Annotated in this window: 25 protein-coding genes and 2 tRNA genes; 19 read left to right on the top strand and 8 right to left on the bottom strand. The window is 64.5% G+C overall.

Features of this window, described 5'->3' with window-relative positions; translation table 11 throughout:
- Window positions 1–308 precede the first annotated feature (308 nt).
- Window positions 309–1,664, bottom strand: coding sequence for a RimK family alpha-L-glutamate ligase (locus E4S61_RS05515; protein WP_135302887.1), 1,356 nt, complete (start codon window positions 1,662–1,664; stop codon window positions 309–311).
- A 120-nt stretch (window positions 1,665–1,784) separates the two neighbouring features.
- Window positions 1,785–2,708, bottom strand: a complete 924-nt coding sequence (locus E4S61_RS05510) for a manganese-dependent inorganic pyrophosphatase (protein WP_135302886.1) — start codon at window positions 2,706–2,708, stop codon at window positions 1,785–1,787.
- Window positions 2,709–2,914: 206 nt separating this feature from the next.
- Between E4S61_RS05510 and E4S61_RS05505 the strand changes: the two genes are divergently transcribed.
- The 6 genes from E4S61_RS05505 to E4S61_RS05480 all read left to right on the top strand — a co-directional run bounded on the left by E4S61_RS05505 (window position 2,915) and on the right by E4S61_RS05480 (window position 8,081).
- Entirely contained in the window at window positions 2,915–3,946 is a 1,032-nt protein-coding gene (locus tag E4S61_RS05505) for a succinylglutamate desuccinylase/aspartoacylase family protein (RefSeq protein ID WP_135302885.1), read from the top strand.
- 280 nt (window positions 3,947–4,226) lie between these two features.
- Window positions 4,227–4,472 carry a HalOD1 output domain-containing protein gene (locus E4S61_RS05500; protein WP_135302884.1) on the top strand — a complete coding sequence of 82 codons (246 nt, stop codon included), beginning with the start codon at window positions 4,227–4,229 and terminating at the stop codon, window positions 4,470–4,472.
- A gap of 104 nt (window positions 4,473–4,576) precedes the next feature.
- Window positions 4,577–4,972: a succinate dehydrogenase, cytochrome b556 subunit gene (gene sdhC / locus E4S61_RS05495; protein ID WP_135302883.1), complete on the top strand. Its 396-nt coding sequence runs from the start codon at window positions 4,577–4,579 to the stop codon at window positions 4,970–4,972.
- A complete protein-coding gene (locus E4S61_RS05490) occupies window positions 4,972–5,337 on the top strand; it encodes a succinate dehydrogenase hydrophobic membrane anchor subunit (RefSeq protein WP_135302882.1) in 366 nt (121 codons plus the stop codon). The genes sdhC and E4S61_RS05490 overlap by 1 nt, the downstream gene beginning before the upstream one ends.
- A 3-nt stretch (window positions 5,338–5,340) precedes the next feature.
- Entirely contained in the window at window positions 5,341–6,225 is an 885-nt protein-coding gene (locus tag E4S61_RS05485; protein WP_135302881.1) for a succinate dehydrogenase/fumarate reductase iron-sulfur subunit, read from the top strand.
- 29 nt (window positions 6,226–6,254) lie between these two features.
- Window positions 6,255–8,081 (top strand): FAD-binding protein, encoded by a 1,827-nt coding sequence (locus E4S61_RS05480; protein WP_135302880.1) that lies wholly within the window; start codon window positions 6,255–6,257, stop codon window positions 8,079–8,081.
- Here E4S61_RS05480 and E4S61_RS05475 read toward each other — a convergent pair.
- On the bottom strand, window positions 8,078–8,398 hold the full coding sequence (locus E4S61_RS05475; protein ID WP_135302879.1) for a cupin domain-containing protein: 321 nt from the start codon (window positions 8,396–8,398) through the stop codon (window positions 8,078–8,080). The two genes, E4S61_RS05480 and E4S61_RS05475, sit on opposite strands and share 4 nt — an antisense overlap.
- A 127-nt stretch (window positions 8,399–8,525) precedes the next feature.
- On the opposite strand from E4S61_RS05475, the gene E4S61_RS05470 reads away from it, so the two are divergent.
- A tRNA-Trp gene (locus tag E4S61_RS05470) sits at window positions 8,526–8,626 on the top strand.
- A 590-nt stretch (window positions 8,627–9,216) separates the two neighbouring features.
- Here E4S61_RS05470 and E4S61_RS05465 read toward each other — a convergent pair.
- Window positions 9,217–9,301, bottom strand: a tRNA-Leu gene (locus E4S61_RS05465).
- Between the two features lie 132 nt (window positions 9,302–9,433).
- On the opposite strand from E4S61_RS05465, the gene E4S61_RS05460 reads away from it, so the two are divergent.
- Genes E4S61_RS05460 through E4S61_RS05450 form a run of 3 tightly spaced genes read left to right on the top strand, consistent with a single transcriptional unit; the run spans window position 9,434 to window position 11,715 of the window.
- A complete protein-coding gene (locus E4S61_RS05460) occupies window positions 9,434–9,940 on the top strand; it encodes a helix-turn-helix domain-containing protein (RefSeq protein ID WP_135302878.1) in 507 nt (168 codons plus the stop codon).
- Between the two features lie 57 nt (window positions 9,941–9,997).
- The gene (locus E4S61_RS05455; RefSeq protein WP_135302877.1) at window positions 9,998–11,131 is read left to right on the top strand and encodes an acyl-CoA dehydrogenase family protein; all 1,134 of its coding nucleotides are present in this window, start codon (window positions 9,998–10,000) and stop codon (window positions 11,129–11,131) included.
- Window positions 11,132–11,172: 41 nt separating this feature from the next.
- Complete coding sequence (locus tag E4S61_RS05450; protein ID WP_135302876.1) at window positions 11,173–11,715, top strand: HAD family hydrolase; 543 nt, start codon at window positions 11,173–11,175, stop codon at window positions 11,713–11,715.
- Here the strand turns inward: E4S61_RS05450 and E4S61_RS05445 are convergent.
- Complete coding sequence (locus E4S61_RS05445; protein ID WP_394346440.1) at window positions 11,694–11,870, bottom strand: DUF5822 domain-containing protein; 177 nt, start codon at window positions 11,868–11,870, stop codon at window positions 11,694–11,696. The two genes, E4S61_RS05450 and E4S61_RS05445, sit on opposite strands and share 22 nt — an antisense overlap.
- A gap of 140 nt (window positions 11,871–12,010) precedes the next feature.
- Between E4S61_RS05445 and E4S61_RS05440 the strand changes: the two genes are divergently transcribed.
- The 6 genes from E4S61_RS05440 (at window position 12,011) to E4S61_RS05415 (ending at window position 16,889) form a co-directional block, all read left to right on the top strand.
- Window positions 12,011–12,502, top strand: coding sequence for a GNAT family N-acetyltransferase (locus tag E4S61_RS05440; RefSeq protein ID WP_135303289.1), 492 nt, complete (start codon window positions 12,011–12,013; stop codon window positions 12,500–12,502).
- A 60-nt stretch (window positions 12,503–12,562) separates the two neighbouring features.
- A complete protein-coding gene (panB, locus tag E4S61_RS05435; protein WP_135302874.1) occupies window positions 12,563–13,372 on the top strand; it encodes a 3-methyl-2-oxobutanoate hydroxymethyltransferase in 810 nt (269 codons plus the stop codon).
- 69 nt (window positions 13,373–13,441) lie between these two features.
- Entirely contained in the window at window positions 13,442–14,266 is an 825-nt protein-coding gene (locus E4S61_RS05430; RefSeq protein WP_135302873.1) for a formate/nitrite transporter family protein, read from the top strand.
- Window positions 14,267–14,347: 81 nt separating this feature from the next.
- Window positions 14,348–14,569, top strand: a complete 222-nt coding sequence (locus E4S61_RS05425) for a DUF1328 domain-containing protein (RefSeq protein ID WP_135302872.1) — start codon at window positions 14,348–14,350, stop codon at window positions 14,567–14,569.
- Between the two features lie 74 nt (window positions 14,570–14,643).
- Window positions 14,644–15,759, top strand: coding sequence for a biotin synthase BioB (gene bioB, locus E4S61_RS05420; protein WP_135302871.1), 1,116 nt, complete (start codon window positions 14,644–14,646; stop codon window positions 15,757–15,759).
- Window positions 15,735–16,889, top strand: a complete 1,155-nt coding sequence (locus E4S61_RS05415) for a transcriptional regulator (RefSeq protein WP_245180617.1) — start codon at window positions 15,735–15,737, stop codon at window positions 16,887–16,889. The genes bioB and E4S61_RS05415 overlap by 25 nt, the downstream gene beginning before the upstream one ends.
- 20 nt (window positions 16,890–16,909) lie before the next feature.
- Here E4S61_RS05415 and E4S61_RS05410 read toward each other — a convergent pair whose 3' ends face one another.
- Window positions 16,910–18,229: a class-III pyridoxal-phosphate-dependent aminotransferase gene (locus tag E4S61_RS05410; protein WP_135302869.1), complete on the bottom strand. Its 1,320-nt coding sequence runs from the start codon at window positions 18,227–18,229 to the stop codon at window positions 16,910–16,912.
- 84 nt (window positions 18,230–18,313) lie between these two features.
- Here E4S61_RS05410 and E4S61_RS05405 point away from each other — a divergent pair, with 84 nt between their 5' ends.
- Both E4S61_RS05405 and bioD read left to right on the top strand, forming a co-directional pair.
- The gene (locus tag E4S61_RS05405; RefSeq protein ID WP_135302868.1) at window positions 18,314–19,519 is read left to right on the top strand and encodes an aminotransferase class I/II-fold pyridoxal phosphate-dependent enzyme; all 1,206 of its coding nucleotides are present in this window, start codon (window positions 18,314–18,316) and stop codon (window positions 19,517–19,519) included.
- Window positions 19,516–20,205 (top strand): dethiobiotin synthase, encoded by a 690-nt coding sequence (gene bioD, locus E4S61_RS05400; protein WP_245180600.1) that lies wholly within the window; start codon window positions 19,516–19,518, stop codon window positions 20,203–20,205. The genes E4S61_RS05405 and bioD overlap by 4 nt, the downstream gene beginning before the upstream one ends.
- A gap of 203 nt (window positions 20,206–20,408) precedes the next feature.
- On the opposite strand, the gene E4S61_RS05395 is transcribed toward bioD, so the two are convergent.
- Both E4S61_RS05395 and acs read right to left on the bottom strand, forming a co-directional pair.
- The gene (locus E4S61_RS05395; RefSeq protein WP_135302867.1) at window positions 20,409–21,485 is read right to left on the bottom strand and encodes a phosphotransacetylase family protein; all 1,077 of its coding nucleotides are present in this window, start codon (window positions 21,483–21,485) and stop codon (window positions 20,409–20,411) included.
- The gene (gene acs, locus E4S61_RS05390; protein WP_135302866.1) at window positions 21,482–23,587 is read right to left on the bottom strand and encodes an acetate--CoA ligase alpha subunit; all 2,106 of its coding nucleotides are present in this window, start codon (window positions 23,585–23,587) and stop codon (window positions 21,482–21,484) included. Before acs ends, E4S61_RS05395 begins: the two co-directional genes overlap by 4 nt.
- A gap of 199 nt (window positions 23,588–23,786) precedes the next feature.
- Between acs and E4S61_RS05385 the strand changes: the two genes are divergently transcribed.
- Window positions 23,787–24,176, top strand: a complete 390-nt coding sequence (locus E4S61_RS05385; RefSeq protein WP_135302865.1) for a hypothetical protein — start codon at window positions 23,787–23,789, stop codon at window positions 24,174–24,176.
- Window positions 24,177–24,297: the final 121 nt, after the last annotated feature.

Raw genomic sequence — 24,297 nt, 5'->3', positions numbered from 1 at the left:
TCCCATGTCCCACTGTTGGAGAATCTGGTCTTGGAGTTTTGTCGTGTCGCTGTTGTTCCCACCGAACATACACATATGTGATGATATGATTGCAAATAAATCTATGCAATACATCTAATAAGTTGATTGCTTTCGGAGGCCACGAGGTAACATACAGTGGCTTACGCTGTTGTAGAGGGTCCTGCGGCCTACGTATCTCTGGTGAGCAGAGGAGGACATCGCCGAGAGTGTCGCGGAAGTGACCGACTAGCGGGGGACTCTCTCGTCGGGATAGCGGTGCGTCGAGCGACCGGGTCTACGCCCGGTCGTTACTCGGGGCTGACCTCTTCTTCTTCGGCGTCCAGGTCATCGTACTCGTCGTCCGCGCGGCGGTTGACGTTCACCTGATAGTGCTTGAGGATGTCCCGGCCCAGCAAGAGGGGATACTCCATGTGCGAGCGGTCCTCGACGCTGGCCGTGACGGTGTGTTGAGTCCCGCCGATCCCGACGACGAGGTCCACGACTGGCCGCGAGCGGCCGGACTTGACGCTTCCGGACTTCACCTTCACGATATCGAGAATCGGGCCGGTGCCGATGTCTGCGGCGAGTTCGGCGTCGATGCTGGTTCGGGTCGCGCCGGTGTCTGACTTGGCGAGGACGGTCTTGTTCCCCCGCGTCCCCGAGACGACGACCTCCTCGATGTAGCCGATGGTGACGTTCTCCGGGGTCTGGGTGGTCGGTGTCCGCGGCGTCGCCGCCGGTCGAGAGTCGTCGAGCGTGCCGGTGAGCTGCTCGACGTCCTCGTCGGGAACGCTCCCGCCCGCTCGCTCGATTGCCAACTGCGCGATGTAGGGGGCCGGGCTGACGCCGCTCGCTTTGAACAGGCCGCGGAAACCGGCGGTCGGGTTGACTTCGAGGACGTAGTAGCCGTCGTTGCCCTGAACGATGTCGACGCCGGCGTAGTCGAGTCCGATGGCCGCCGTGGCGTTCAGCGCGATTTCCCGAACGCGCTCGGGGAGCTTGTCAGTCATGTCCTCGACTTCGCCGCCGAGTGCGACGTTGGTTCGCCACTCACCGTCGGGTGCGTAGCGGTTCATGGCACCGACGATTCGGTCGCCGACGACGTACACGCGCAGGTCGTGATGGCGACTCTCGTCGTGGTCGAGGAACTCCTGGAGGAAGGCGTGGCGCTCGCCGACCTGTGCGTTGACCGGGTCGTCGAGTTCGACCATCCACGTCCCGCCGCCGTGGGTGCCGATAGCCGTCTTGTAAACCGCTCGCTCGCCGAATCGGTCGCGTTCTTCGTTCAGTCGCTTGTTCGACAGGGAGAGAAGCGCGTCGGGAATCGGAATGTCGGCGTCGGCCAGCGCCGCGGCGCTGGCGAACTTGTGTAGTGCCGTCGTCGCCGCGGTCGGTTCGTTCAGCATCGGCATGAGGTAGTTGAGCGTCAACGCCAACCCGATTCCCTCGACCGGATACTCGTCGCTGGAGAGAAGGAGGCGGTTGGCGACGACGTCGACGTCCGGGTCGAGCGTCATCTTGCCGTCGGTCACGGAGACAGTCGTGTTCTCCTCGCGGAGCCACTCGGTGTCGTATCCGAGACTGTCAGCCGCGTTCAAGATAGCTTTCGTTTCCTTGCTGGAATGGAGGCTCAGAACGCCGACCGTGATATCTTCGTCACTCATGATGCGGTTGTTCAAGTGGCGGCAGGAAAACCCTGATGGGTTCTGCCGGCCGGGTCGACCAGCACCCGGCGTCTTTCGCGACTCGGTCAGCCGACCGAAGGCTGACTTCGGAGACGGTGATTAACTGAAGGCAGCTTCGAGCGGGGGCACGACCTGCTTCTTCCGAGACATAACCCCCGGCAGGGACGCTTCCCGGTCCGTGAATGTCGTATCCAAGGCTTCCGCGACGGTGTCCTCGTGGTCGCCGGCGACGAGGACGGTCGATTCCTCTTCGAGGAGGTCGGTAACGAGCAACAGGAGCGCCGTGTACTCCCGGTCGCCGACGATATCGTCCATCGCAGCGAGGACGGCGTCGCGTTGGTCCAGTACCGTCGTCGGTTCGACCGTCTCTACCTGGCCGATTCCGACCTGGTGCGCGCCGAATTCGAACTCCTTGAAATCACCGAGAACCATCTCCCGGGGGCGCTTCTCTCCGAGCTTGCTCTTCCGTCGAAGGAGCTCTTTGCCGTACTCCTCGACATCCACGCCAGCCAGTTCGGCCAGCCGTTCAGCTACCGTCCGGTCCGTGTCGGTGGTCGTCGGCGAGCGGAGGACGACAGTGTCGCTCAGGAGACCACTCAGGAGCAGTTGCGCGGTCTCCTCGTCGATCGATTCGTCCGCCGCGTCGTACAACTGCGTGAGGATCGTCGCGGTAGAGCCGACCGGCTCGTTCCGGAAGAAGATCGGGTCGCTGGTCGTCACGTCGCCGATCCGGTGGTGATCTACGACTTCGACGATCTCTGCGTCCTGCGCGCCGGACACCGCTTGGCTGTACTCGTTGTGGTCGACGAGTACGAGCCGTTCACCCGTGGCATCGTCTAAACGGGACGGCGTTTCGACGCCCGCCCGATCCAGAACGAACTGGGTCTCGGGATTCACCTCACCGGCCCGTGCTGGAACCGCGTCTGTCCCCTGCTTCTGTTTCAATCGTGCATATGCGATCGCAGCGCAGACCGTGTCCGTATCGGGCTGTTGATGGCCGATAACGTAGAGTGGTTGTGTCATGCGTCGACGTACACGCTACCCCTCCATAGTTCCAAATCATCCCGTCTGTCGTCGACGAGAGGAACGCCGCTTGGTATGTGTGTTTTATCTGTCGACCGTCTCTGTGCACAGAGCCTCCGAGGTCGGGTTCGACAGCGCCGCCTCGCTCGCTTCACCTCCGAGCGGCGGTCGGGGGGGTTTTACCACGGGGTCTCCCTTGTACCCGCATGGACGAGGCCGAACCGTTCACCTACGACGGTGGGCGGGTTGACCCGGGGGAGACGCAGAACGTGCGGTACACGGTCAGTGAGACGTACATGGGCGACCCGGTCCGGATGCCGGTCACCATCATCAACGGCGAGCGCCCGGGACCGACCGGCTTCCTCTCGGCGGCCGCCCATGGCGACGAACTGAACGGGATCGAAGTCGTCCGTGAGGTCGCCCACGAGTGGGACCACTCGAACCTCGCCGGCACGCTGATCTGCCTTCCGGTGTTAAACGTCCCGGCATTCCTCGCACAGGAACGCTACCTCCCGATTTACGACCGGGACCTGAATCGCTCGTTTCCCGGCAACCCCGACTCGACGAGCGCGAAGCGGATGGCCGACCGCATCTTCCGGAACTTCCTCTCGCCGTGTGACTTTGGGCTGGATTTCCACACTTCGACGCGTGGACGGACCAACATGCTTCACGTCCGAGCGGACATGGAAGACGACGCTGTCGCGCGAGTGGCTAACGCCTTCGCCTCGAACGTCATCATCTCCTCGAACGGGCCGTCGGGGTCGTTGCGCCGCGAGACGAGCGAGGCCGGCGTCCCGACTATCACCATCGAGATGGGCGAAGCGCATCGCTTTCAGCGGCCGCTCATCGACAAGGCCCTCGACAGCGTTCGGTCGGTGCTGGCCGAGTTCGGTCTCCTCGATACCGAAGTCGTGCGCTGGCCCGGCTGGCGGACCGTCATCGAGAACAGCGACGAGAAGACGTGGATACGCGCCGACGCCGGCGGCCTCGTCGACATGCACCACGACCGAGGCGAACTCGTCCACGAAGACGACGTCATCTGCACCATTGGCAACCCGTTCAAGACGGAAGATACGACAGTTCGTGCGCCGTTTACCGGCCTGCTAGTCGGCGTCCTCGAAAACCCACTCGTCTATCCCGGGAACCCCCTCTGTCATCTCGTCCGTCTCGACGACCGGACCCGTCGTGCTGCCGAGCAGAATCAGACCGCCGACGCCCAACAGTTGGGGCTGTCGTAGTCAGCCGAACCGCTCAAGTCCGGCGGTTCGCTCGGCCCTTGATCCGCCGTCGTCAGCGACTGTGCCGAATTTTTCGGTAATATTTTATAGACGACAACGAAACGCCGTATTAACCGATTCCCACCGGTGCCGGAAACTGAGTATCGCTCGGGCAGCACCGACGAAGTGACGGCGTTCAGCAGCCACAGAACACACCCACAGAGGTGATTCCGATCAATCTATCATACCGCCCGAGCGATCTACGTTCGGCCCGCGCCGGTGAACGTGGAATGAGATACTCATGACCGACGACGCCCTTCCACCGTCCGTTCGCACCGTCGAAACACTCGCTCGATACTACGATACCGACCCGCTTGCCCTCCCGTTCGCACTGGAGAAGAAAATCGATACCGACGCGCTCGACGCGCTTTTCGCCTGCAAGCAGCGAGTCGTGTCGGTGACGTTCACCATCGACGGTCATCGCGTCGCCGTCACCCACGAGACAGTTCGTATCGACGGCCAGGAATTCGGCGGCGAAGAGTACTGATAGCTGACAGGATTTACCGGTAGAGAAATTCACTCGGGCCGGATTCCGGCGAGACACGCACGCGGTAGTAACTACTATTTGTCCCCGGACTAACCCCCGAGTGTATGAGTCAGTCTTACAATCGCGGCACCGTCGAGGATTTCGGACGGTGGCGGGAGTTCTCGGCCGGAATGTGGGCCTGGATTTTCCACAAGTTCACCGGCTGGGTGCTCGTGGGGTATCTGTTTACCCACATCGCCGTTCTCAGTACGTCCCTCGGTGGTGATGACCTCTATACCGGTACGTTGCAGGGGTTAGAGGCCCTGCTCGTCGTTCGCTTCCTCGAAGTCGGACTGCTCGCCGTCGCCGTCTTCCACATCCTCAACGGGATTCGACTGCTGATGGTGGACTTAGGTGTCGGCCTCGAATCACAGGACGTGAGCTTCTACGCGTCGCTCGTGCTGACCGGCGCGATCGTCGTCGCCAGCATTCCGACGTTCCTCGGGGGGCCACTAGCCTAATGGCAGAACACTACTCCTCCTTCGAGCGGGGCGGCCGTCGGTGGCTCTGGCAGCGACTCACGGCGGTGTTCCTCATCGGCGTCCTCGCCTTCCACTTCCTGCTACTACACTTTGCTAACCACGCCGCCAATATTACCTTCGCCGGCACACAGGCACGAATGAGTCAGGTGAGCTACTTCGCGACGATGTGGCTCTTCCTCGTGACGGCGACGTTCCACGGCGTCAACGGCGTCTACAACGCGCTGGTCAATCAGGGCATCGAGGGAACGCAGAAGAACGCTGTCAAGTGGGTCCTCATCGTCGCAGGCCTGCTGCTTATCGCGCAGGGAACCCGAGTTGCCCTAGCGATGAACGGATTCCTCTAACTCATGAGCACACAGATAGAGAAACAGGAGACGGAGACCGAAGAACAGGAGAGCGAACCGGCCGTCGAGTCACCGGGCGAGAAGCGCCGGGAACAGAAACGACAACGCCAGGCCGAACGAGAAGCTCAGCGAGAGACCGAAGAGGCGACCCTCGACGACGAGGAGACAGTCATGCTGAAGGTCTTCCGCTACGACCCCGAGGTCGAAGGCAAACAGGAACCCCGGTTCGACGACTTCCGGGTCCCGTTCCACAAGGGGATGACGGTACTGGACGCGCTCATCTACGCGCGGGACCGCTACGACTCCTCGCTGACCTTTCGGCACTCGTGTCGACAGGCGGTCTGTGGGTCGGACGCGCTGTTCGTCAACGGACGGCAGCGCCTCGGCTGTAAGACCCAGCTGTCGGAGTTAGACGGGCCGGTCCGTATCGAACCGCTTCCCCACCAGGAGGTCGTCAAGGATCTCGTCGTGGACATGGAGCACTTCTACGACCAGATGCACGCGGTCGAACCGTACTTCGACCCCGACGAGGTTCCAGACGACGACTTAGAAGAACAGCGTCAGACCCGGGAGAACCGCGAGAAGGTGAAGATGTCAACCCGGTGTATCTGGTGTGGGGCCTGTATGTCCTCGTGTAACATCGCGGCCGGCGACAACGAGTATCTCGGCCCTGCGGCCATCAACAAAGCGTATCGGTTCGCGATGGACGAACGCGAAGGCGAGAACCGCAAGCAGGAACGGCTTCGCATCATCGAACAGGAACACGGCGTCTGGCGCTGTCAGACGCAGTTCTCCTGTACCGAGGTGTGTCCGAAGGACATCCCGCTGACCGAGCACATCCAGGAACTGAAACGCGAATCGGTGAAGAACAACCTCAAGTTCTGGTAGTACTGAACCACACGTAACCATATCACATAATGTACGAACACGACGTTATCGTGGTCGGCGCGGGTGGCGCTGGCCTCAGAGCGGCAATCGCAGCACACGAGGAGGGCGCAGACGTCGCCCTCGTGACGAAACTCCACCCGGTCCGTAGTCACACGGGCGCGGCAGAGGGTGGCATCAACGCCGCGCTTCAGGAGGGCGACTCCTGGGATCTGCACGCCTACGACACGATGAAGGGGTCTGACTACCTCGGGGACGCACCGGCCATCGACACCTTCGCTAAGGACGCCCCCGAAGAGGTCATCCAGCTCGAACACTGGGGAATGCCCTTCTCCCGCGAGGAGGACGGGCGCGTCTCACAGCGACCGTTCGGCGGCCTCTCGTACCCGCGGACGACCTACGCCGGGGCCGAGACGGGCCATCACCTCCTGCACACGATGTACGAGCAGGTGGTCAAGCGCGGCATCGAGGTGTACGACGAGTGGTACGTCACCAACGTCGCGGTGACAGACCACGACGACCCCGAGAAACGGGAGTGCCACGGCTGTGTCGCCTACGACATCAAGTCCGGCAAGATAGAGGGATTCCGCGCGAACGGCGGCGTCATCCTCGCCACCGGTGGCCTCGGACAGGCGTTCGACCACACGACCAACGCCGTTGCCAACACCGGCGACGGGTGCGCCATCGCCTACCGCGCCGGTGCGCCGATGGAGGACATGGAGATGATCCAGTTCCACCCGACGACGCTCCCTTCGACAGGTGTCCTCATCTCCGAAGGCGTCCGCGGCGAAGGCGGGATCCTCTACAACGACAACGAGGAGCGGTTGATGTACGAGTACGGCTACGCGAACAACGACGGCGAACTCGCCTCGCGGGACGTGGTCGCCCGCGCCGAGCTCACGGAAGTCAACGCGGGCCGTGGTATCGAAGACGAGTACGTCCACCTCGATATGCGTCATCTCGGCGAGGAGCGCATCATCGACCGACTGGAGAACATCCTCCACCTCGCGGAGGACTTCGAGGGCGTCGACGGCCTCGACGAACCGATGCCCGTCAAGCCCGGCCAGCACTACGCCATGGGCGGCGTCGAGTGCGACGAGAACGGCGAGACCTGCATCGAGGGCCTCTACGCAGCCGGCGAGGCCGCTTGCGTCTCGCTGCACGGTGCGAACCGCCTCGGCGGCAACGCGCTGCCGGAACTGCTCGTCTTCGGCGCTCGTGCCGGCTACCACGCCGCCGGCAAGGACATGAAGACTGCGGAGATCCAGACCGGCCCGTCCGCCGAGAGCGAGGCGGGCAACGTCGAACCGCCGGTCGAACCGGGTGCCATCGACAGGGGTAGCGAAGATGTCGCCGCCGACGGCGCGGCCGTCGAACCGACGAGCGTCATCGAGAACACTGTGGAGCGCGAGCGTGCGCGTATCGAGACGCTGCTGGAAGCGGACGGCATCAACCACGCCGAAGTCCGGGCCGACGTCCAGGAGACGATGACGGACAACGTGAACGTCTTCCGCGAAGAAGAGGGTCTGAAGACAGCGCTGCGCGACATCAGAGAGGCACGCAAGGAGTACGAGAACGTCGCCGTCTCCGACCCCTCGCGCACCTACAACACCGATCTCATCCATACCATCGAGACACGGAACCTCCTCGACGTGGCCGAGGCCATCACGCTCGGTGCACTCGCTCGCGAGGAGTTCCGCGGCGCTCACTGGCGCGCGGAGTTCCAGGAACGCCGGGACGAAGAGTGGATCAAACACACTATGCTGGCGTGGGAGGACGGCACGCCGCGCCTGTACTACAAACCGGTCATCCTCGAAGGCGACGAAGAGACCTACGAGCCGAAAGAGCGCAGCTACTAGGGCGCGCCGACGAGGACGAACTGACTCTCCGTCTCGCCGTTCTGAATCTCTCGTTTCGCGTCTGGGCCGATTCGAAGCGCGTCACCGGCCGACATCGCCACGTCGTCGCCGTCGACCGTCACTGTGGCTTCTCCGTCGACGAGAACGTACACTTCCTCTTGTCCGTCGTCGCTGTGGTCGTGTGGCTTCCCGCTCCAACCGGGCTCGCAGTCGAGGACGCTGACGCCGACGTTCTCGCAGTTCAGTTCGTCTCGGAGGAAGTGTAATCCGCCGCCGACCGCTTCGGTATCCGTGTAGTGCTGTTTGATGTAGCTCACAGCGAGCGTTGGGACGGATCGAATAAATATCGCGTGGCCACCAACACGGATCTCGGCAGTCGTGAGTCCGGTCCTTTCGCCGGCCCCGTCACCTATTTAGTCGCTACGACCCAAGGTTTTGCTGTCTGGAAGGGTGGCTCAGTGGTAGAGCGCTGCCCGCCAACATGCCAGAAATTGGCGGCAGTTTCCCTCGCAGGGCTCCGCGTGGTTCGAATCCCGCCCCTTCCACTCTGTCGGTATTCTGTGAGGTGCTCCGTCACCGAACGGCCAGCACCGACAGAGTGGAGTACGCCGGGATTCGCGCCCGAGAGTCGCAGCACGAACGAAGTGAGTGACCGTCTCTCGACGTTCGAGTTCGAATCCCGCCCATTCCATTTTGCGACGTTCTCGTGAGCGAAGCGAGCACGTCTGGCATCGATTCGAAACCCACCGAGTCAATCTCGTGACGTTCTGATAACGCAGAATACACCACCAGCGACGGCTGCTCGTCTGTGAACGGTACGGAAAGTAGGGGGTGGGGGTGCAGGGCACCGGAACGGTGCCGTATCTGAATTGTGGGCAGGGTGTATAAAAATACTTTCGGCCAGATTATCAACAGTGATATTCGACGGGGAGAAACAGCGACCACAGCCGGTACCACTCGTTTTCGAATCCGAGACCGCGGTGGCCGAGTGGGGTATTTTCAGCCGCCGGACGCTCGGCTCAGAAAGGTTACTTCGAAAGGATTGTGCGTGGGTGCTGATCCCTGGTAGGGAGAGCACCTGCATCGTGTGGCGGCATCGCCGCCACGGTGTCGAGGGCGTCGCCCTCACGTGCGATGCGTGGGACCGGATTTGAACCGGCGGACCCCTACGGGACAGCGCCCTCAACGCTGCGCCGTTGGCCTGGCTTGGCTACCCACGCTCGCTCTGTCTTACTGCACTCAATCGTTCCCCGTGGGCCAATAAAAGGGCTTTCGTTTGCGGCGCGCCCCGAGAGGGTGTGTCATTCCACCGAACCGGACATTTCAAATACGACGAAACCGCTACCGGGGGCATGGCCAAATACTCGACCGGCAGCGGAGGCGACAGCGCCGGTGGGAGCTGCGAACTCTGCGGTGCCGACGGCGGCGACCTGCAGACCGCGAACGTCGCGGGCGCGACCCTCCAGGTCTGTTCGGACTGTGCACAGAACCACGGCGAGAACGACCGCTCGCAATCGAGCGGCGGCGACTCGAACGACGACCAGAATCGCCGTCGCCGCGCCGCCCAAAACGCCGCGAAGATACAGGACTCACAGAAAGCCGATGCCTCCCACTGGGAAGAGGGGGCAGATTACGACGGCGACCAGTTGCCCTACCTCGTTAGCGACTACGGGACGCGCGTCACCGAGGCGCGACAGGACGCGGGGCTGCAGACGGCGGAACTCGCCGAGGAACTCGGACTCGACGAGAACGACGTGCTCGCGGTCGAACAGGGCCGGGCCACGCAGGCCAACGTCGGTGGATCGACCATCGCCGCCCTCGAATCGTTCCTCGATGTCGAACTCACGGACTCCCGGTAACTGTCTCTCGTCTTCTCCCGACAGTAGACCTTTGAGAGTCCCACGCATACCGTCGGTATGGACCTCTCGCCCGAACAGCGGGCCGTTCGTGAGACCGTTCGATCCGTCGCCGCCGAGGAGGTACGGCCGACGGCACGCGAGGCAGACCGGACCGAGGAGTTTCCCGAGGACGTCTGGGACAGCCTCGCCGACATCGATCTGACCGGACTGACCACGCCAGCGGAGTACGGCGGTTTCGACGCCGACAAGCAGACCTACGCCATCGTCAACGAGGAACTGGCCCACGGATCGCTCGCCGTCGCAACCGCGCTCTCGGTCCACTGTCTGGCCACGTCCTGTATCGCTCGCTTCGGCGACGAATCGGTGCGCGAGGAGTGGCTTCCCGACATGGTCGACGGGCGACCCGTCGGCGCGTTCGCGCTGTCGGAACCACAGGCTGGGTCGAACCCCCGAGGGATGACGACTGTCGCGCGGTCCGACGGCGACGAGTACGTCTTAGAGGGCGAGAAACAGTGGATTACCAACGGCGAGCGTTCGGGCGTGGTCGTCGTCTTCGCCAAGACTGACCGGGACGACCCCGATTCCATCACACAGTTTCTGGTCCCGAAAGACAGCGACGGACTCTCCGTCGGCGAGAAGGAGGACAAACTTGGTCTGCGAGCCAGCGACACGACAGGGCTCACGTTTGACGGCGTTCGGATTCCCGAACGCTACCGACTCACCGAGGTCGGGGAGGGTTTGGCCGCCGCGCTATCGATTCTAAACGGCGGACGGGTCGCCATCGCCGCACAGGCCGTCGGTCTCGCCCAGTCGGCGCTGGACGAGGCGCTCGACTACGCGACGGAACGCGAGCAGTTCGACCAGCGAATCGCCGAGTTCCAGACTATCCAGCACAAACTGGCGGAGATGGCGACGACAGTACAGGCCGGACGACTGCTGACGTGGGAGGCCGCCGGTCGGATGGACCGCGGCGAGGACGCCCGACAAGCCGCGAGCATGGCGAAGTACTTCGCCAGCGAAGGGGCCGTCGAGGTGGCGAACGAGGCCGTCCAGATCCACGGCGGCTACGGGTACACCACCGACTACCCGGTCGAACGACTCTACCGGGACGCGAAGGTGACGACGATCTACGAGGGGACCAGCGAGATTCAGAAGAATATCGTCGCTCGTGCCCTGTTGGACGGGCGCTGACTGGCGAAGCACATTTGCGGGGTGCTTCCCTACCTCCGACCGTGAGTTACGACGCCGTAGTGTACGACCTCGACGGGACGCTGGTGCAGTTAGCGGTGGATTGGGACGCGGTGGCGGAAGACGTCGCGACGCTCCTCCGAGAGCGCGGCGTAGACCCCGACGCGAGCGACCTTTGGGAGCTACTGGAACTGTCCGACGAGACTGGCCACCGGGCGGCCGTCGAAGCGACCATCACCGATCACGAGCGCACCGGCGCACGGATGTCAGACCGACTCGCGCTGGCCAACGGCTTGCCTCACGCGGTACCGGTCGGCATCTGTTCGCTGAACGCGGAGGAGGCGTGTCGACTCGCCTTGGACACCCACGACCTCACGTCGTCGGTCGGGCCCGTCGTCGGCCGCGACTCCGTCGGGTCGTCGAAACCGAACCCCGAAGGGCTCCTATCAGTCGTCGAGACGCTGGACGCCGATCCCGGGGAGACGGTGTTCGTCGGGGACTCCGAACGGGACGCCGAGACCGCTCGCCGGGCAGGCACGGCCTTCGCGTGGGCGAGCGAGTTCGATCAGCGGCGATACCGAGCGTAGACGTACGCCGAGACGGCCGTCAGAAACCAGATGACAGCGCCGACTCGGATCGCGAACATCGCCCGGCTCGTCCACGTCGGGAGTGCGGTCCCGATCGAGGCGAGCACGACGATCGGCGACCCGACGAGGATGGTCGTGACGAAGGTGACCTGCATTACCCAGCCGAAATCCACGCCGTCGGGGTTCGTCTTCTCGACTGCTGGCACGAACGAGCGTTTCCGTGGCAGTCTCAAGCAACTTCCGGTTCGGCGGCCGATCGGACGGTACTTGGGTCGCTCTGCCCAAGCGACTGGCGATGATCCGCCCGTACGCCGCTGGTGATACCGACGATGCGGACGCTCTTTGGAATTTGAAGCGCGCGTTCGAACTCACGCTGGGGTCAGGGACCGGTGACGGCGAGAAAGAAGCGACGTACCGCGAGAAACTCGATGCCAGCTACCGACAGTCGTATCTCGCGTGGGTCGACCGCTGTGTCGAGGAGGACGGGCGCACCGTCCGATTGGCCGAGCACGACGGCGAGGTCGTCGGCTACGTCTTCGTCCTGCCCGAGTCGCTGGCCCACGTCTGGGACGCCGCGGTGCTGAACGAACTGTTCGTCGCCGAGGCGTACCGGGGAACCGGTGTCGCCGACGAACTGCTCGAAGCGGCGTTGTCGCTCGCTCGCTCGCAGTCGCTGCCGCTCGACCGACTGGTGCTCGACGTGGACCCCGACAACGGACGCGCGGCGGCGTTCTACGACCGCTGGGGGTTCGAGCCGTGGGGCGAGATGGTCGCCGTCGAGTTGTGACGCGGTAGCTCCCGTCGTGGGACCCGAACACGTAATAGCGCGCCGCGCCCGGCCATGCACATGACCACTGTCCGGGACGTACAGGCGATGGCAGGTGACGAGCAGATAACGATGCTGACCGCGTACGACGCGGCGACGGCGAACATCGTCGACGAGGCGGGAATCGACGTGGTCCTCGTCGGCGACAGCATGGGTAACGCCGTGCTCGGATACGACGACACGCTACCGGTCACCGTCGACGAGGTGGCCTCACGTGTCGGTGCGGTGGCCCGCGGCACCGACGAGGCGCTGGTCGTCGCGGATATGCCGTTTCTCTCCTTTGGCGCGGATCTGGCCGAGAGCGTCGAGAACTGCGGCCGGATGCTCAAAGAAGAGGGAGCCAACGCCGTGAAACTGGAGTCGGGACCACACACCGTGGAGTTGACCGAACGGTTGTCGGACCTCGGCATCCCCACGATGGCTCACCTCGGGTTGACCCCCCAGAGCGTCAACCAGACCGGCTACACGCAGCAGGCGACGGACCGCGAGGAAGCGACGGAAATTCTGGAACTCGCACAGGCACACGAGGAGGCGGGTGCGTTCGCCCTCGTCTTAGAACACGTCCCGGCGAACCTCGCCGCACAGGTCACCGAGGCCATCGACATCCCGACCATTGGCATCGGGGCCGGCAGCGAGTGCGACGGACAGGTGTTGGTCTTCACCGATGTTGTCGGACTCGCCAAGTCAAGTCCGCCCTTCGCCGCGCAGTTCGGCGATGCGCGCACGGAGATTCACGACGCGGTGAGCGACTACGCCGACGCAGTGCGAGCAGGCGAGTTCCCAGCCGAGGAACACGCGAACACTGAGTCGGAACTGGACGACCTCTACTGACTCGTTCCGAGTCGGCGAGAACTTTCAAACGTGCGGCCGTCGTAGCGCAGACGACACTCGATGTCGGCAATGAGTAGCAACGATTCGGCTGATGACGAACAGGCAGAGGGCGAGGACATCCTCGAACTTCAGATACGGCGCGGGCTGAGTGAGCTAAACCGGCCGACGAGTGGGCTGTCACTCTCTGCGCTCTCGGCCGGACTCGACATCGGCTTCGGCCCGTTGTTGATGGGAGTCATCCTCACGGCGGCCGACCCCACGTTCGGGGAACTCCCGAAGCAACTCCTTCTCGGCGTCGTCTACGGCGTCGGGTTCATACTGGTCGTTCTCGGACGGTCGGAGCTGTTCACCGAACACACGACGCTCGCCGTCTTGCCGGTCCTGAACAGGGATGCGAGCGTCGGCAAACTGGGGCGACTCTGGGGGCTCGTCTACGTCAGCAACATCGCGGGTGCGCTCGTCTTCGCCGCGTTCGCCGTGGCGATCGGTCCGGCCATCGGTGTCGTCGAAGCGTCGGCGTTCACCGAACTAGCGACGGCCTACACGGAACTCTCACCGATGGTACTCGTCGGTGCTGGCGTGCTCGCTGGGTGGCTGATGGGGCTACTGTCGTGGCTGGTCGCGGCGGCCGATAGCACCATCGCTCGGCTGGCGGTCGTCTGGCTCATCACCGCGGCGATTGGTTTCGCCCACCTCCCGCACTGTATCGCTGGCACAGTCGAGGTGTTCGGCGGCGTCCTCGTCTCGCCCGAGGTCGGCTACGTCGATTTCCTTCGATTCCTCTTGTTCTCGACCGTCGGCAACATCCTCGGCGGAACGGTTTTCGTCGCGCTCCTGAAATTCGGCCATGTTGCCCGTAGCGGCCCGTCAGCCCGAGACTTCCGGTTAGACTAACCGGTCCCGCTCGGGCGATAACCTCGGACTAGCGACGATAATGACACTATTACGATACGACAGGGTGTCGATGCGACAGGTATGTTCCCTCAACTGCCCGGCGTCGCAATCGCAACCGTAGCGCCCGCGCTCAGTCCGCTTCAGGGTGGTGGCGGATTTCTCTCGCTTGCCATCCTGTTTTTCGTCCTCGCTCTCGTCGCGGCGTTGGTCGGGGCACGCGGCATCGCCGGTCTCAGCATGGAGATCGCCAAATGGCTGATTCTCATTTTCCTCGTCCTCGCAGTAATCTCGCTCCTGCTGTGAGCCAATAGGGTCACCTTTCGCTCGCCACCCCTCTCACCCGAACCTTTATTCGACCGTCAACCGATGCTGAAATCGTGGTTTACGAGACGGGCAACCGAACGGTAGACGACGCAGTCACACGCGTGTTGGACGGTGAGCGACTCGACCGGCGTGATGGGTTGGCTCTCGTCGCCCAACCGGTCGACGCCCTCGCGGCGGGCGCGGACTACGTCCGCACGCAACTGGGCGACGACACCGTCGACGCGTGCTCGATCGTGAACGCCAAGGCCGGAAACTGCGCGGAGGACTGTGGGTTCTGTGCGCAGTCCGTCCACTTCGACACCGGTATCGACAACTACGGCTTTCTGGGTCCGGAGAAAATTCTGGAAGCCGCAAAGCGAGCGGAACGCGACGGCTCACAGCGGTTCGGAATCGTCGTCGCGGAGAAGGGCGTCTCGAAGGAACAGCGTCCCGACGAGTGGGAAGAGGTACTGGAGGCAATCCGACTCGTACGCGACGAGACGGACGTGGAGGTGGACGCCAGCCTCGGCATCCTCACGGAGGAGGAAGCCGCGATTCTCGCCGAGGAGGGGCTGAACCACTACAATCACAACATCGAGACTTCGCCTCGTTACTTCCCCGAAATCGTCCAGACCCACTCCTTCGAAGACCGCGTCGAGACGCTCGAAGTCGCCAAGGACGCCGGCATGGACCTCTGTGCCGGTGTCATCCTCGGCATGGGCGAGACGCCGACCGACCGGGTCGAGGCGGCTATCGCGTTGCAGGAGATCGGCGTCTCCTCGCTCCCGGTCAACATCCTCAATCCGGTCGAAGGGACGCCGATGGCCGAGCGGGGACTCCCCGACATCACGACCGAGGAGGTCATCGAGACCATCGCGGTGTACCGCCTGCTCCACCCCGAGGCCCGCGTGCGCCTCACGGGCGGGCGCGAGGTCAATCTCGATACGGACGGGCAGGTGGCCGCACTGGAGGCGGGCGCGGACGGCATCCTCACCGGCGACTACCTCACGACAGAGGGCCAGTCGGCTGCTGACGACCTCGAAATTATCGAGGAAGCGGGGCTCGAACCGAACACCGAGGCCAACGACTTCGATCCCGAAGCAGTGGCGGAACGCGCCGACGACGGAACCGATACGGAGACGGCGGCAGGCACCGCACAGAGCAAATCCGAACTTCAATCAGACGACTAAGCATGGACGACGTACGATTCGCGGTACTCGGAACGGGTGGTATCGGCCGACGAACACTCGACGTTTCCCAGTACAAGGACGGACTCACGCCGGTCGCGGCCTGTGACCGCAACGGCGTCGCCGTCGACCACGAGGGCCTCGACGTGCCCGAACTGCTGGAGGCGACGGAGGGGAACATCGCGAGCGGGCCACGGAGTGGCTCGAAAGAGTCGAGCGGCGATGAGCCGCGAGACAGCGGCCCCGAAGGAGATGTCGCCACTGACGGCGGGGCGAAAGCCGACGCCGGCACAGCTACCGAGGGCGTCAAACAGCACGGCGAGGAGGCGGGCATCGTCGCCAGCGAACAGGGCCGTCCGACGGAGACGCCCATCGACGACATCATCGCCGAGAGCGACGACATCGACGCCGTCCTCGTCGCGCTGCCGAACCTCGAACACGACTTCATCCCCCGCGTCGCCAAGCGCTTCGCCGAAGCGGAGTACGAGGGCGTCCTCGTGGACGTGCTCAAGCGGTCGCGCGTCATCGGGATGCTCGACGACCGCGAAGCGCTCCTGAAAGAGTCGGGTATCACGTTCGTCTGTGGCGCGGGCGCGACGCCGGGATTTCTGACCGGCGCGGCGGCGCTCGCAGCCCAGTCGTTCGTCGAGGTCGAGGAAGTCGAGATCTGGTGGGGCGTCGGCCTCAAGAGCGGCTACGAGGACAACCGCGGCACCGTCCGGGAAGACATTGCCCACCTCGACGGCTACGACATCGAGACGGCCCGCGAGATGAGCGAGGCCGAAATCGAGGCGCTCATCGACGAGCACGACGGCGTCCTGGAGTTCCACGACATGGAACACGCAGACGACGTTCTCTTGGAACGAGCGGGCATCTGTGACGCGGACGACGTCCACGTCGGCGGCATCTTAGACGTGCGCTCCGACGAGAAACCGACGACGACCACCGTCTCGGTCACCGGGACGACCTTCGACGGCGAGACGGGGACCAACACCTTCGAATTGGACGACGCGACCAGCATGGAAGCAAACGTCAACGGCCCGGCGCTCGGCTACCTCGCCGCGGGGGTCCGCAACAACCGCGCGGGCCACTACGGCGTCTTCGGCCCGGCCGACCTGATGCCCGGCTTCTGAGCGGTCTGTTCGCACTCCTGTTAGACCTCAGCCGCGTCCTCGAAGCGGGCGACGGCCTGCGCTATCTCTCGCTCTCGAACGTCAAGCGGCGGGAGCAGTCTGATCGTCTTCAGCCCGCAGGGGAGCGTGAGCAGTCCCGCCTTCGCACAGGCCGTGACCATCTCGTCGCGGCGGGCCTTCGTCTCGAACTCGACGGCAACCAGTGACCCGAGGTTACGAACGTCGATAGCGTCCACGATAGGGCTGGTGTCGAGCAGCTCCGCCAGTTCGTCGCCCCGTTTTCTCGCGTTCTGTCGGAGGTTCTCTGCTTGGATGGCGTCGATGGTGAGCGCGCCGACCATCGAGGAGAGCAGGTCACCGCCGCCCCACGTCGAAGAGAGGCGACCGGTCTGGTCGGGGAACAGTTCCTCGCGACCGACGGTCGCGCCGACGCGGAGGCCCTTCGCCACCGCGAGGACGTCCGGTTCGATGGCGTAGTTGTCCGCGCCCCACCACTCGCCCGTTCGCCCCATCCCGGTCTGTATCTCGTCGGCGATAAGTGGGATCCCGTACTCGCCACAGACAGCCGCCACTTCCGCCATGAACGCCTCGCTCGGGATGCGATAGCCTCCCTCTCCCTGTACCGGTTCGAGGATGACGTACGCTACCGACTCGGGGTCGATACTGCCGTCCGGTCCGAGTCGACGTCGGAGCCACGAGGTGCCGGATTCGTCGGGGAAGAACCCGCAGGAACAGGTACTGGGGTCACAGGTTTGGTCCTCACAGAACGGTACCGACGAGACGCCGGCTATTTCGGGGAACCCGCGACGGTGGACGGCCTTCGAGCGGTTGAGCGAGAGCGCGCCGAGCGTTCGTCCGTGGAAGCTACCCTCGAAGGTGATTCCGTACTCCGCGCCCGGACGAGCGTCGTAGCAGATTTTGATCGCGTTCTCGACGGCCTCTGCGCCGGTGTTCGAGAGGAACACCGTGTCGTGGCCGTCGGGAGCGATATCGGTGAGACGTTCCATCAGTTCGGTCGGCCCGGGGAGGTCACCGAGGTCGGCGTAGAAGTCCTGCCCCGCGAACTTCAGCGGGTCGACGAGGTCGAACTCGTCGAGGCGGGCGAGCAGGTGCGGGTTGTTGTAGCCGAGGGGAGCGGCGGCGACGTGGGACGTGAAATCGAGGAGAACGTTCCCGTCCACGTCCGTACAGTAGGGACCGATGGCGTCGGCCGTCGGGTCCCAGACGAACTCGTAGACGTGCGTGCTGGGGGCGGCGACGGCCGCGTGACGGCTGGCCCGGTCCCGAGCGCGCGGTCCCGGGAACGAATCGACGGTCGGTTCGGCTGTATCACGGTCCATGCCCACTAGTGTCACGCCGCGGACGTAAAACCGTACCTGCGGAAAGCTACAGTCCTAAAGGGGTCCGCTACGACAGTGCTGACGATGACTCACGGGTTCGACTTGGACGCCCGTCTAGACGCGCGGGCAGACGACGATCTCCGCCGGCATCTGGAAGTCACCGAGACTGCCGGCGACCGGACGCGACTGGCCGACGACCCGAAGGGCGACGCACCCGAGTTCGGGGACGAGTCGGTCGTCTTCGCCGCGAACGACTACCTCGGACTGGCCGACGACGGCCGTCTCCAACGGGCGGCCGAACTCGGCGCTCGAACGGTCGGTACGGGCGCGGGAGCCTCCCGGCTCGTCACCGGCGATACGGCCGTCCATCGGGCGCTCGAACGGGACCTCGCCGACTGTAAGGGAACGCAACGCGCACTGGTCTTCTCGGCTGGCTACGCCGCGAACGTCGGCACCATCGACGCGCTCTCACCGGACGTGGTCTTCTCGGACGAACTCAACCACGCCTCCATCATCGACGGCTGTCGCCTCGGCGCGGACGAGACGGTGGTGTACGACCACTGCGACGCCGCCGACCTTCGGGCGAAGATGGAGAGACGGGCCGAGGACGGGGCGACAGCCGACGAACGGTGGCTGGTCGTCACCGACTCCGTGTTCTCGATGGACGGCGACGTGGCCCCGCTCTCGGCGCTCTGTGACGCCGCCGAGGAGTACGGCGCGTGGCTCATGGTGGACGAGGCCCATGCCACGGGACTGTTCGGCGAGCGCGGCGGCGGCATCGTCCAGCGCGAGGGCCTGAGCGACCGCGTCGAGATACAGATGGGAACGCTCTCGAAGGCACTCGCCAGTCAGGGCGGCTACGTCGCGGGAGACGAGCCGCTCATCGAATATCTCCTCAACGCCGCGCGCTCGTTCGTCTTCTCGACGGGACTGGCCCCGCCCGCAGCGGCGTCGGCTCGCGAAGCGCTGCGTGTCGCCCGCGAGACGGACCAGTCCGACCGACTGTGGGCGAACGTCGAGACGCTCCGGGAGGGACTCGAAGCGCGGGGCTACGAGGTACTGGGCGAGACACATATCCTTCCCGTGCTGGTCGGTGACCGCGTGGACGCCCTCGAACTCGACGAGCGCCTGCGCGACCACGCTATCGTCGCACCGGCTATTCGGCCGCCGACAGTGCCCGAGGGGACCTCGCGCATCCGCGTCGCACCAACGGCTACACACACCGACGAAGATCTTCAACGGTGTCTCGACGCCTTCGAGACGGCTGGCGAGGAGGTCGGTCTGCTGTGAGCGACGGGTCGACTGGCGGCGCAGGCGGTCTGTTCGTCGTCGGGACGGACACCGGCGTCGGCAAGACGGTCGTCACCGCCGGGCTGACCGGGTGGCTCCGCGAGCGGGGACGGGACGCTATCGCGATCAAACCCTGTCAGACCGGCTATCCGCCGGACGACGACGCCGGGTTCGTCGCCGAGGCCTGCGGGTCCGAGGAGGCAGCGACCTGTCTCAGACGGCTGGAACCGCCGCTCGCGCCCGCCGTCGCCGCCGATCGGACCGATACTGACCTCTCCTACGACGAAATTCGGGACGGCGTCGAAGCCGCCGTCGACGCCCACGAGACCGCGGTCGTGGAGGGAATCGGCGGCCTGCGAGTGCCGCTCGCCGACGACCGAGAGGTACTGGACCTCGTGGCAGATATCGGCCTGCCAGCGGTCGTCGTCGCCCGGTCGGGACTGGGGACGCTCAACCACACGGGACTGACAGTCGACGCGCTCCGCGACCGCGGGGTGTCGGTTCGCGGCATCGTGTTCAACGAGTACGAGGGGGCGACGACGGCCGAACGGACGAACCCCGAGGTGCTGGAAGGCATGACCGACTGTCCGGTGTGGCCGCTCCCGCCGCTCTCCCTTTCCGACCCGTCCGTCGCTGTCTCAGGCGTTCGAGAGCACGTGCCGGCGACCGTTTTCGACGCTCTATAGCCGCGGCTCACGGTATTCTCCGACCAAAGGGTAGAACGGGGAGTGAGTCTCCCCGAGCGTGTGACACTACGGAGCCTCTCGGCTCCACACAGTAATAGTGCGTCAGACAACTTAAATCTCAGAGGTGGGTTTCGTCTGGAGATAGCGACAGTAACGCGACGAACCGCTGATTCTAGCCGTTCGGAACCGCAGCCGAAATCGGGCTACTCGTCGAAGCCGAGCAGGGCGTGAACGTCCACGCCGTCGTCCAGCAATCCTTGCATCCGCTCGACGGTCTGCTCGTTTCGCGTCCGCCCCGAGCGGAGAACGTCCTCCATCCGGTCGATAGTGGTGCGGGTGTCGGACTGCACCAACAGAATGGGGACGTTCTCCTCCTCGGCGCGACCAAGGACGGCACTCGCCGGGCGGAACCCGCCGGTCAGCAAGAGCGCCTTGATGCCCGAGGCTTCGAGCGCGGCAGTCTGAACCTCAGAGCGGTCGCCGCCGGTGACCATCACGGCGTCGCGGGTCCGCCGGAACTGGTCTAATGCGCTGTTGCCGCCCATCGCACCGACGGTGAAGCGCTCTACGTGGGCGTCCGTCGACGCCTCGTTGGTGAGAACGTCCGCGCCGAGGCTCCGCGAGAGGTCGTCGACCGTGATACCCGCGAGTTCCTGCACGCGCGGGAGCGACCCGAACACCGGCACGCCGCGGCCTTCGAGGAAGGGGAGAACGTCGTCGGAGAGGTCGTCCATCGCCGCGTCGGCGACACCGTTGAACAGCACGCCAGCCAGTCGGTCGCCGAGCGCTCGGGCGGCCGCCAACACTTCGTCGGTATCGCCCGCGTTGGTGTACCCGCAGACGAGGAGGACGCGCGCGTCGAGCGCCTCGGCGATGTCGGCGTCCGTCAGATCGACGATGCCGCCCGTATCGAGCCGGTCGCTCCCCTCGACGACCATCAGATCGGTCCCCTCGGCGAGCATCTCGAAGTTCTCGACGACTCGCTCGCGGAGTTCCTCGGGGTCCTCGCGGCCGCGGATGGCCTCCTGAATGAACGTCGGCGAGTAGACGATGGGTTCCATCTCGTGGACCTCGGCGTCTAGTCCGAGGAGTTCCCGGGCGAGCATCGGGTCCTCGTCGCGGGTCTTGCCCACGGCGCTTTGGAGGCGGGTCCCCTTTGGCTTCATGTAGCCGACCTCGTGGCCTTCCGCTTTGGCCGATTTCGCGAGCGCGAGGGTGATTGCGGTCTTGCCGATACCTTCCTCAGTCGACGTGACGAGTAGCGTGTTCGAGTCGGTCATAGTTCCTCCTGGTCGATGGTGAGTCGCAGGTCGACGGCCTGCACCCCGCCGGGGGTCGCAACGAGCGGATTGATGTCCAGTTCGACGATGGCCGGGAAGTCCGTGACGAGTTGTGAGAGTCGCTGGACCGCCTCGACGAGGGCGTCCTCGTCGACGGGGTCGCGGCCGCGTGCGCCCCGGAGCAGCGGCGCGGACTCGATGTCGTCCAGCATGCCTCGGGCCTCGGGCTCGCTCACGGGCGCGACTCTGACGGTGTTGTCTTCGAGGACCTCCACAAAGATTCCACCGAGGCCAAAGAGCAGCAACGGCCCGAACTGCGGATCGCGGTTCATGCCGAGAATGGTCTCGGTCCCCGAATCGAGGTCGACCATCTCCTGCACTTGTACGCCCAGTATCGTGGCGTCCTGCTGGTAGTTCCGGGCGCGAACCACTAAGTCTTCGTAGGTGTCTCGGACCTCCTCGGGCGGGACGCCGACTTCGACGCCGCCGATGTCTGACTTGTGGAGGATGTCCGGGCTGACGATCTTCATCACCACGTCGTCGCCAATGTCTTCTGCCAGTTCCTGGGCCTCCGTGGGCGAGGAGACGACGCCGCCCGCGGGCGTCGGGATGCCGTAGGCGTCGAGCAGTTCCATCGCCTCGACGCCGAGGCGGTTGGTGTCCCGGCGGGTCGCGGACTCCAATATCTCGCGGGCGCGCTCTCGGTCTACGTCGAACGTCGCCGGCTCCTCGTACTCCCGGGACTGTATCTCGTCGTACTCCCGGAGCGCGTCGAGGCTCTCGATGGCGCGGGCCGGGTCGAAGTAGTTGGGAATACCGGCCTCGCTCAGAATCTCTCTGCCGGCCCCGACCGACTTCCCGCCCATCAGCGTCGTGGCGATGGGCATCTCGTGGGCCTGCTGTTGAGAGACGACGACCTCGGCGAGTTCCTCGAAGGAGAGCACCGCGGTCGGGCAGGCGACGACGACGGCCATCGCGACGTTGTCGTCTTCCAGGACCGTCTCAAGCGCCGTCTCGAAGCGTTCGGCGGGAGCGTCGCCGATGATGTCCACGGGATTGTAGATGTTGGCCTCCTCGGGCATCGTCTCGCGGAGCGCGTCGAGCGTCTCGTCCTCGAACGACGACAGCGAGAGGTCCGAGTCGCCGACGGCGTCCGTCGTCATCACGCCGGGACCACCGGCGTTCGTGACGATAGCGATCTCCTCGCCATCGGGCAGCGGTTGCCCCGAGAGAATCTGCGCAAAGTCGAACAGCTCTTGGACGGACTCCACGCGGAGCGTCCCGGCCTGTTCGAGACCCGCCTCGTAGGCTCGTTCAGAGCCGGCCATCGCGCCGGTGTGGGAGGCGGCGGCGTTGGCCCCCGCATCTGTGCGACCGGACTTGACGAGGACGATGGGTGTGTCCTGCGTTACCTCGCGGGCAGTCTGGACGAACGTCTCACCGTCGGCGATATCCTCCAGATAGCCGAGGATGACCTCGGTCTCGGGGTCGTCGCCCCACTCGGCGATGAAGTCGCCCTCGTCTAAGATGGCCTTGTTGCCGAGCGAGACGATGTCCTTGAAGCCGACATCGCGTTCCGCGGCCCAGTCGAGGACGGCGGTCACGAACGCCCCGGACTGGCTCATGAAGGAGATGTCTCCCTCGGTCGCCATCTCGTTGCCAAACGTGGCGTTGAGGCCCCGCGGCGTCGACATGACGCCGAGGCTGTTCGGCCCCACGAGGTTGAGGTCGTACGCCTCGGCGGCCTCCCGCAGGTCGCGTTCGCGGGCGGCCCCCTCGCTGCCGGTCTCCCCGAACCCGGCGGTGATGACGACGACGTTTTCGATGCCGGCGGCACCGGCGTCGCGGATGGCCTCGACGGCGGCGTCGGGCGGGACCACGACCACGGCGACGTCGATACCGTCGGATGTTTCGACGTCGCCGACGTTGTCGTAGCACCGAAGCCCCAACACGTCGTCCTTGTAGGGGTTGACCGCCACGACATCGCCATCGAACGATTCCAGCAGGTTCGACGTGATAGCGCGGCCGACCGACCCCTCCGAGTCGGTCGCCCCGATCACGGCGACCCGTTCCGGCGCGAACAGCGTCGAGAGTCGTCCCATTCCTCTATTCGCGAGTTGTGGGGCCGACTGGAAATATCTGCCGGGCTATTCCCGTATATCGGGAATATAGGTAGTTAATCGGGCAGTTTCGGGGTTTGAGCTATCGACGGTCGAACGGTCAGGTGGTGAGCGTCGAGTAGCGAGCGATGAGCGGTCCGCGAGCGAGTCGTTTTTGCGCCATAGCATTCTACGGCCGGTAATGACAGCGAACAAGTCGAACTCGCCGTTCGAAGGCGACGTGATACGGGCCGTGGCGTCGGAGAACGACGTCGAAGAGGGCCAGCTCCGCGACGCACTCGAAGCACACCAGCGGGTGATGCACGATAATCCGGGTGTCGAGGACCTCGTCTACGAGTGGCGACGACAGTACGACGACCCGGTGCTCGCACGGACCCCGGAGACGTTCTTCGTCGCGGTCCCACCGACGGTTTGGGAAGAGTATGGCGACTTCTTGGGTCTCGACGACTACGTGCTGCGCGCGCTCAGCGCCGTCCACCAGGAACAGACACTACGGTCCGACGCCGTCGACCTCTCGGGGATGCCCGAGGGCCATGCCACGATAGTCGTCTCCCGGGCCGACAGAGAGTAGCGCTAAGGCCGTGTTATCGGGCGGCTGAACGGCCGAGACACGCACTACCGACCGGTTATTCTCTCATCTGAGCGCCGTGCTCGCGTATCTGGTCGTCAGGGTCGGAGATACTTCCCTCCTG

Source organism: Haloarcula amylovorans (genome assembly GCF_004681185.1).
In the GTDB taxonomy this organism is placed as follows: domain Archaea; phylum Halobacteriota; class Halobacteria; order Halobacteriales; family Haloarculaceae; genus Haloarcula; species Haloarcula amylovorans.
This window is presented reverse-complemented; position numbering and strand designations above follow the sequence as displayed.

Bases quoted from the DNA above. Each gene is read 5' to 3' on its own strand.
- E4S61_RS05455 (WP_135302877.1), top strand. From the start codon at position 9,998: ATGGACCTCTCGCCCGAACAGCGGGCCGTTCGTGAGACCGTTCGATCC.
- E4S61_RS05510 (WP_135302886.1), bottom strand. From the start codon at position 2,708: ATGACACAACCACTCTACGTTATCGGCCATCAACAGCCCGATACGGAC.
- E4S61_RS05485 (WP_135302881.1), top strand. From the start codon at position 5,341: ATGAGCACACAGATAGAGAAACAGGAGACGGAGACCGAAGAACAGGAG.
- E4S61_RS05490 (WP_135302882.1), top strand. From the start codon at position 4,972: ATGGCAGAACACTACTCCTCCTTCGAGCGGGGCGGCCGTCGGTGGCTC.
- E4S61_RS05500 (WP_135302884.1), top strand. From the start codon at position 4,227: ATGACCGACGACGCCCTTCCACCGTCCGTTCGCACCGTCGAAACACTC.
- E4S61_RS05395 (WP_135302867.1), bottom strand. From the start codon at position 21,485: ATGACCGACTCGAACACGCTACTCGTCACGTCGACTGAGGAAGGTATC.
- E4S61_RS05515 (WP_135302887.1), bottom strand. From the start codon at position 1,664: ATGAGTGACGAAGATATCACGGTCGGCGTTCTGAGCCTCCATTCCAGC.
- E4S61_RS05425 (WP_135302872.1), top strand. From the start codon at position 14,348: ATGTTCCCTCAACTGCCCGGCGTCGCAATCGCAACCGTAGCGCCCGCG.
- E4S61_RS05445 (WP_394346440.1), bottom strand. From the start codon at position 11,870: ATGCAGGTCACCTTCGTCACGACCATCCTCGTCGGGTCGCCGATCGTC.
- E4S61_RS05440 (WP_135303289.1), top strand. From the start codon at position 12,011: ATGATCCGCCCGTACGCCGCTGGTGATACCGACGATGCGGACGCTCTT.
- E4S61_RS05410 (WP_135302869.1), bottom strand. From the start codon at position 18,229: ATGGACCGTGATACAGCCGAACCGACCGTCGATTCGTTCCCGGGACCG.
- E4S61_RS05460 (WP_135302878.1), top strand. From the start codon at position 9,434: ATGGCCAAATACTCGACCGGCAGCGGAGGCGACAGCGCCGGTGGGAGC.
- E4S61_RS05430 (WP_135302873.1), top strand. From the start codon at position 13,442: ATGAGTAGCAACGATTCGGCTGATGACGAACAGGCAGAGGGCGAGGAC.
- E4S61_RS05480 (WP_135302880.1), top strand. From the start codon at position 6,255: ATGTACGAACACGACGTTATCGTGGTCGGCGCGGGTGGCGCTGGCCTC.
- sdhC (WP_135302883.1), top strand. From the start codon at position 4,577: ATGAGTCAGTCTTACAATCGCGGCACCGTCGAGGATTTCGGACGGTGG.
- E4S61_RS05405 (WP_135302868.1), top strand. From the start codon at position 18,314: ATGACTCACGGGTTCGACTTGGACGCCCGTCTAGACGCGCGGGCAGAC.
- E4S61_RS05505 (WP_135302885.1), top strand. From the start codon at position 2,915: ATGGACGAGGCCGAACCGTTCACCTACGACGGTGGGCGGGTTGACCCG.
- panB (WP_135302874.1), top strand. From the start codon at position 12,563: ATGACCACTGTCCGGGACGTACAGGCGATGGCAGGTGACGAGCAGATA.
- E4S61_RS05385 (WP_135302865.1), top strand. From the start codon at position 23,787: ATGACAGCGAACAAGTCGAACTCGCCGTTCGAAGGCGACGTGATACGG.
- acs (WP_135302866.1), bottom strand. From the start codon at position 23,587: ATGGGACGACTCTCGACGCTGTTCGCGCCGGAACGGGTCGCCGTGATC.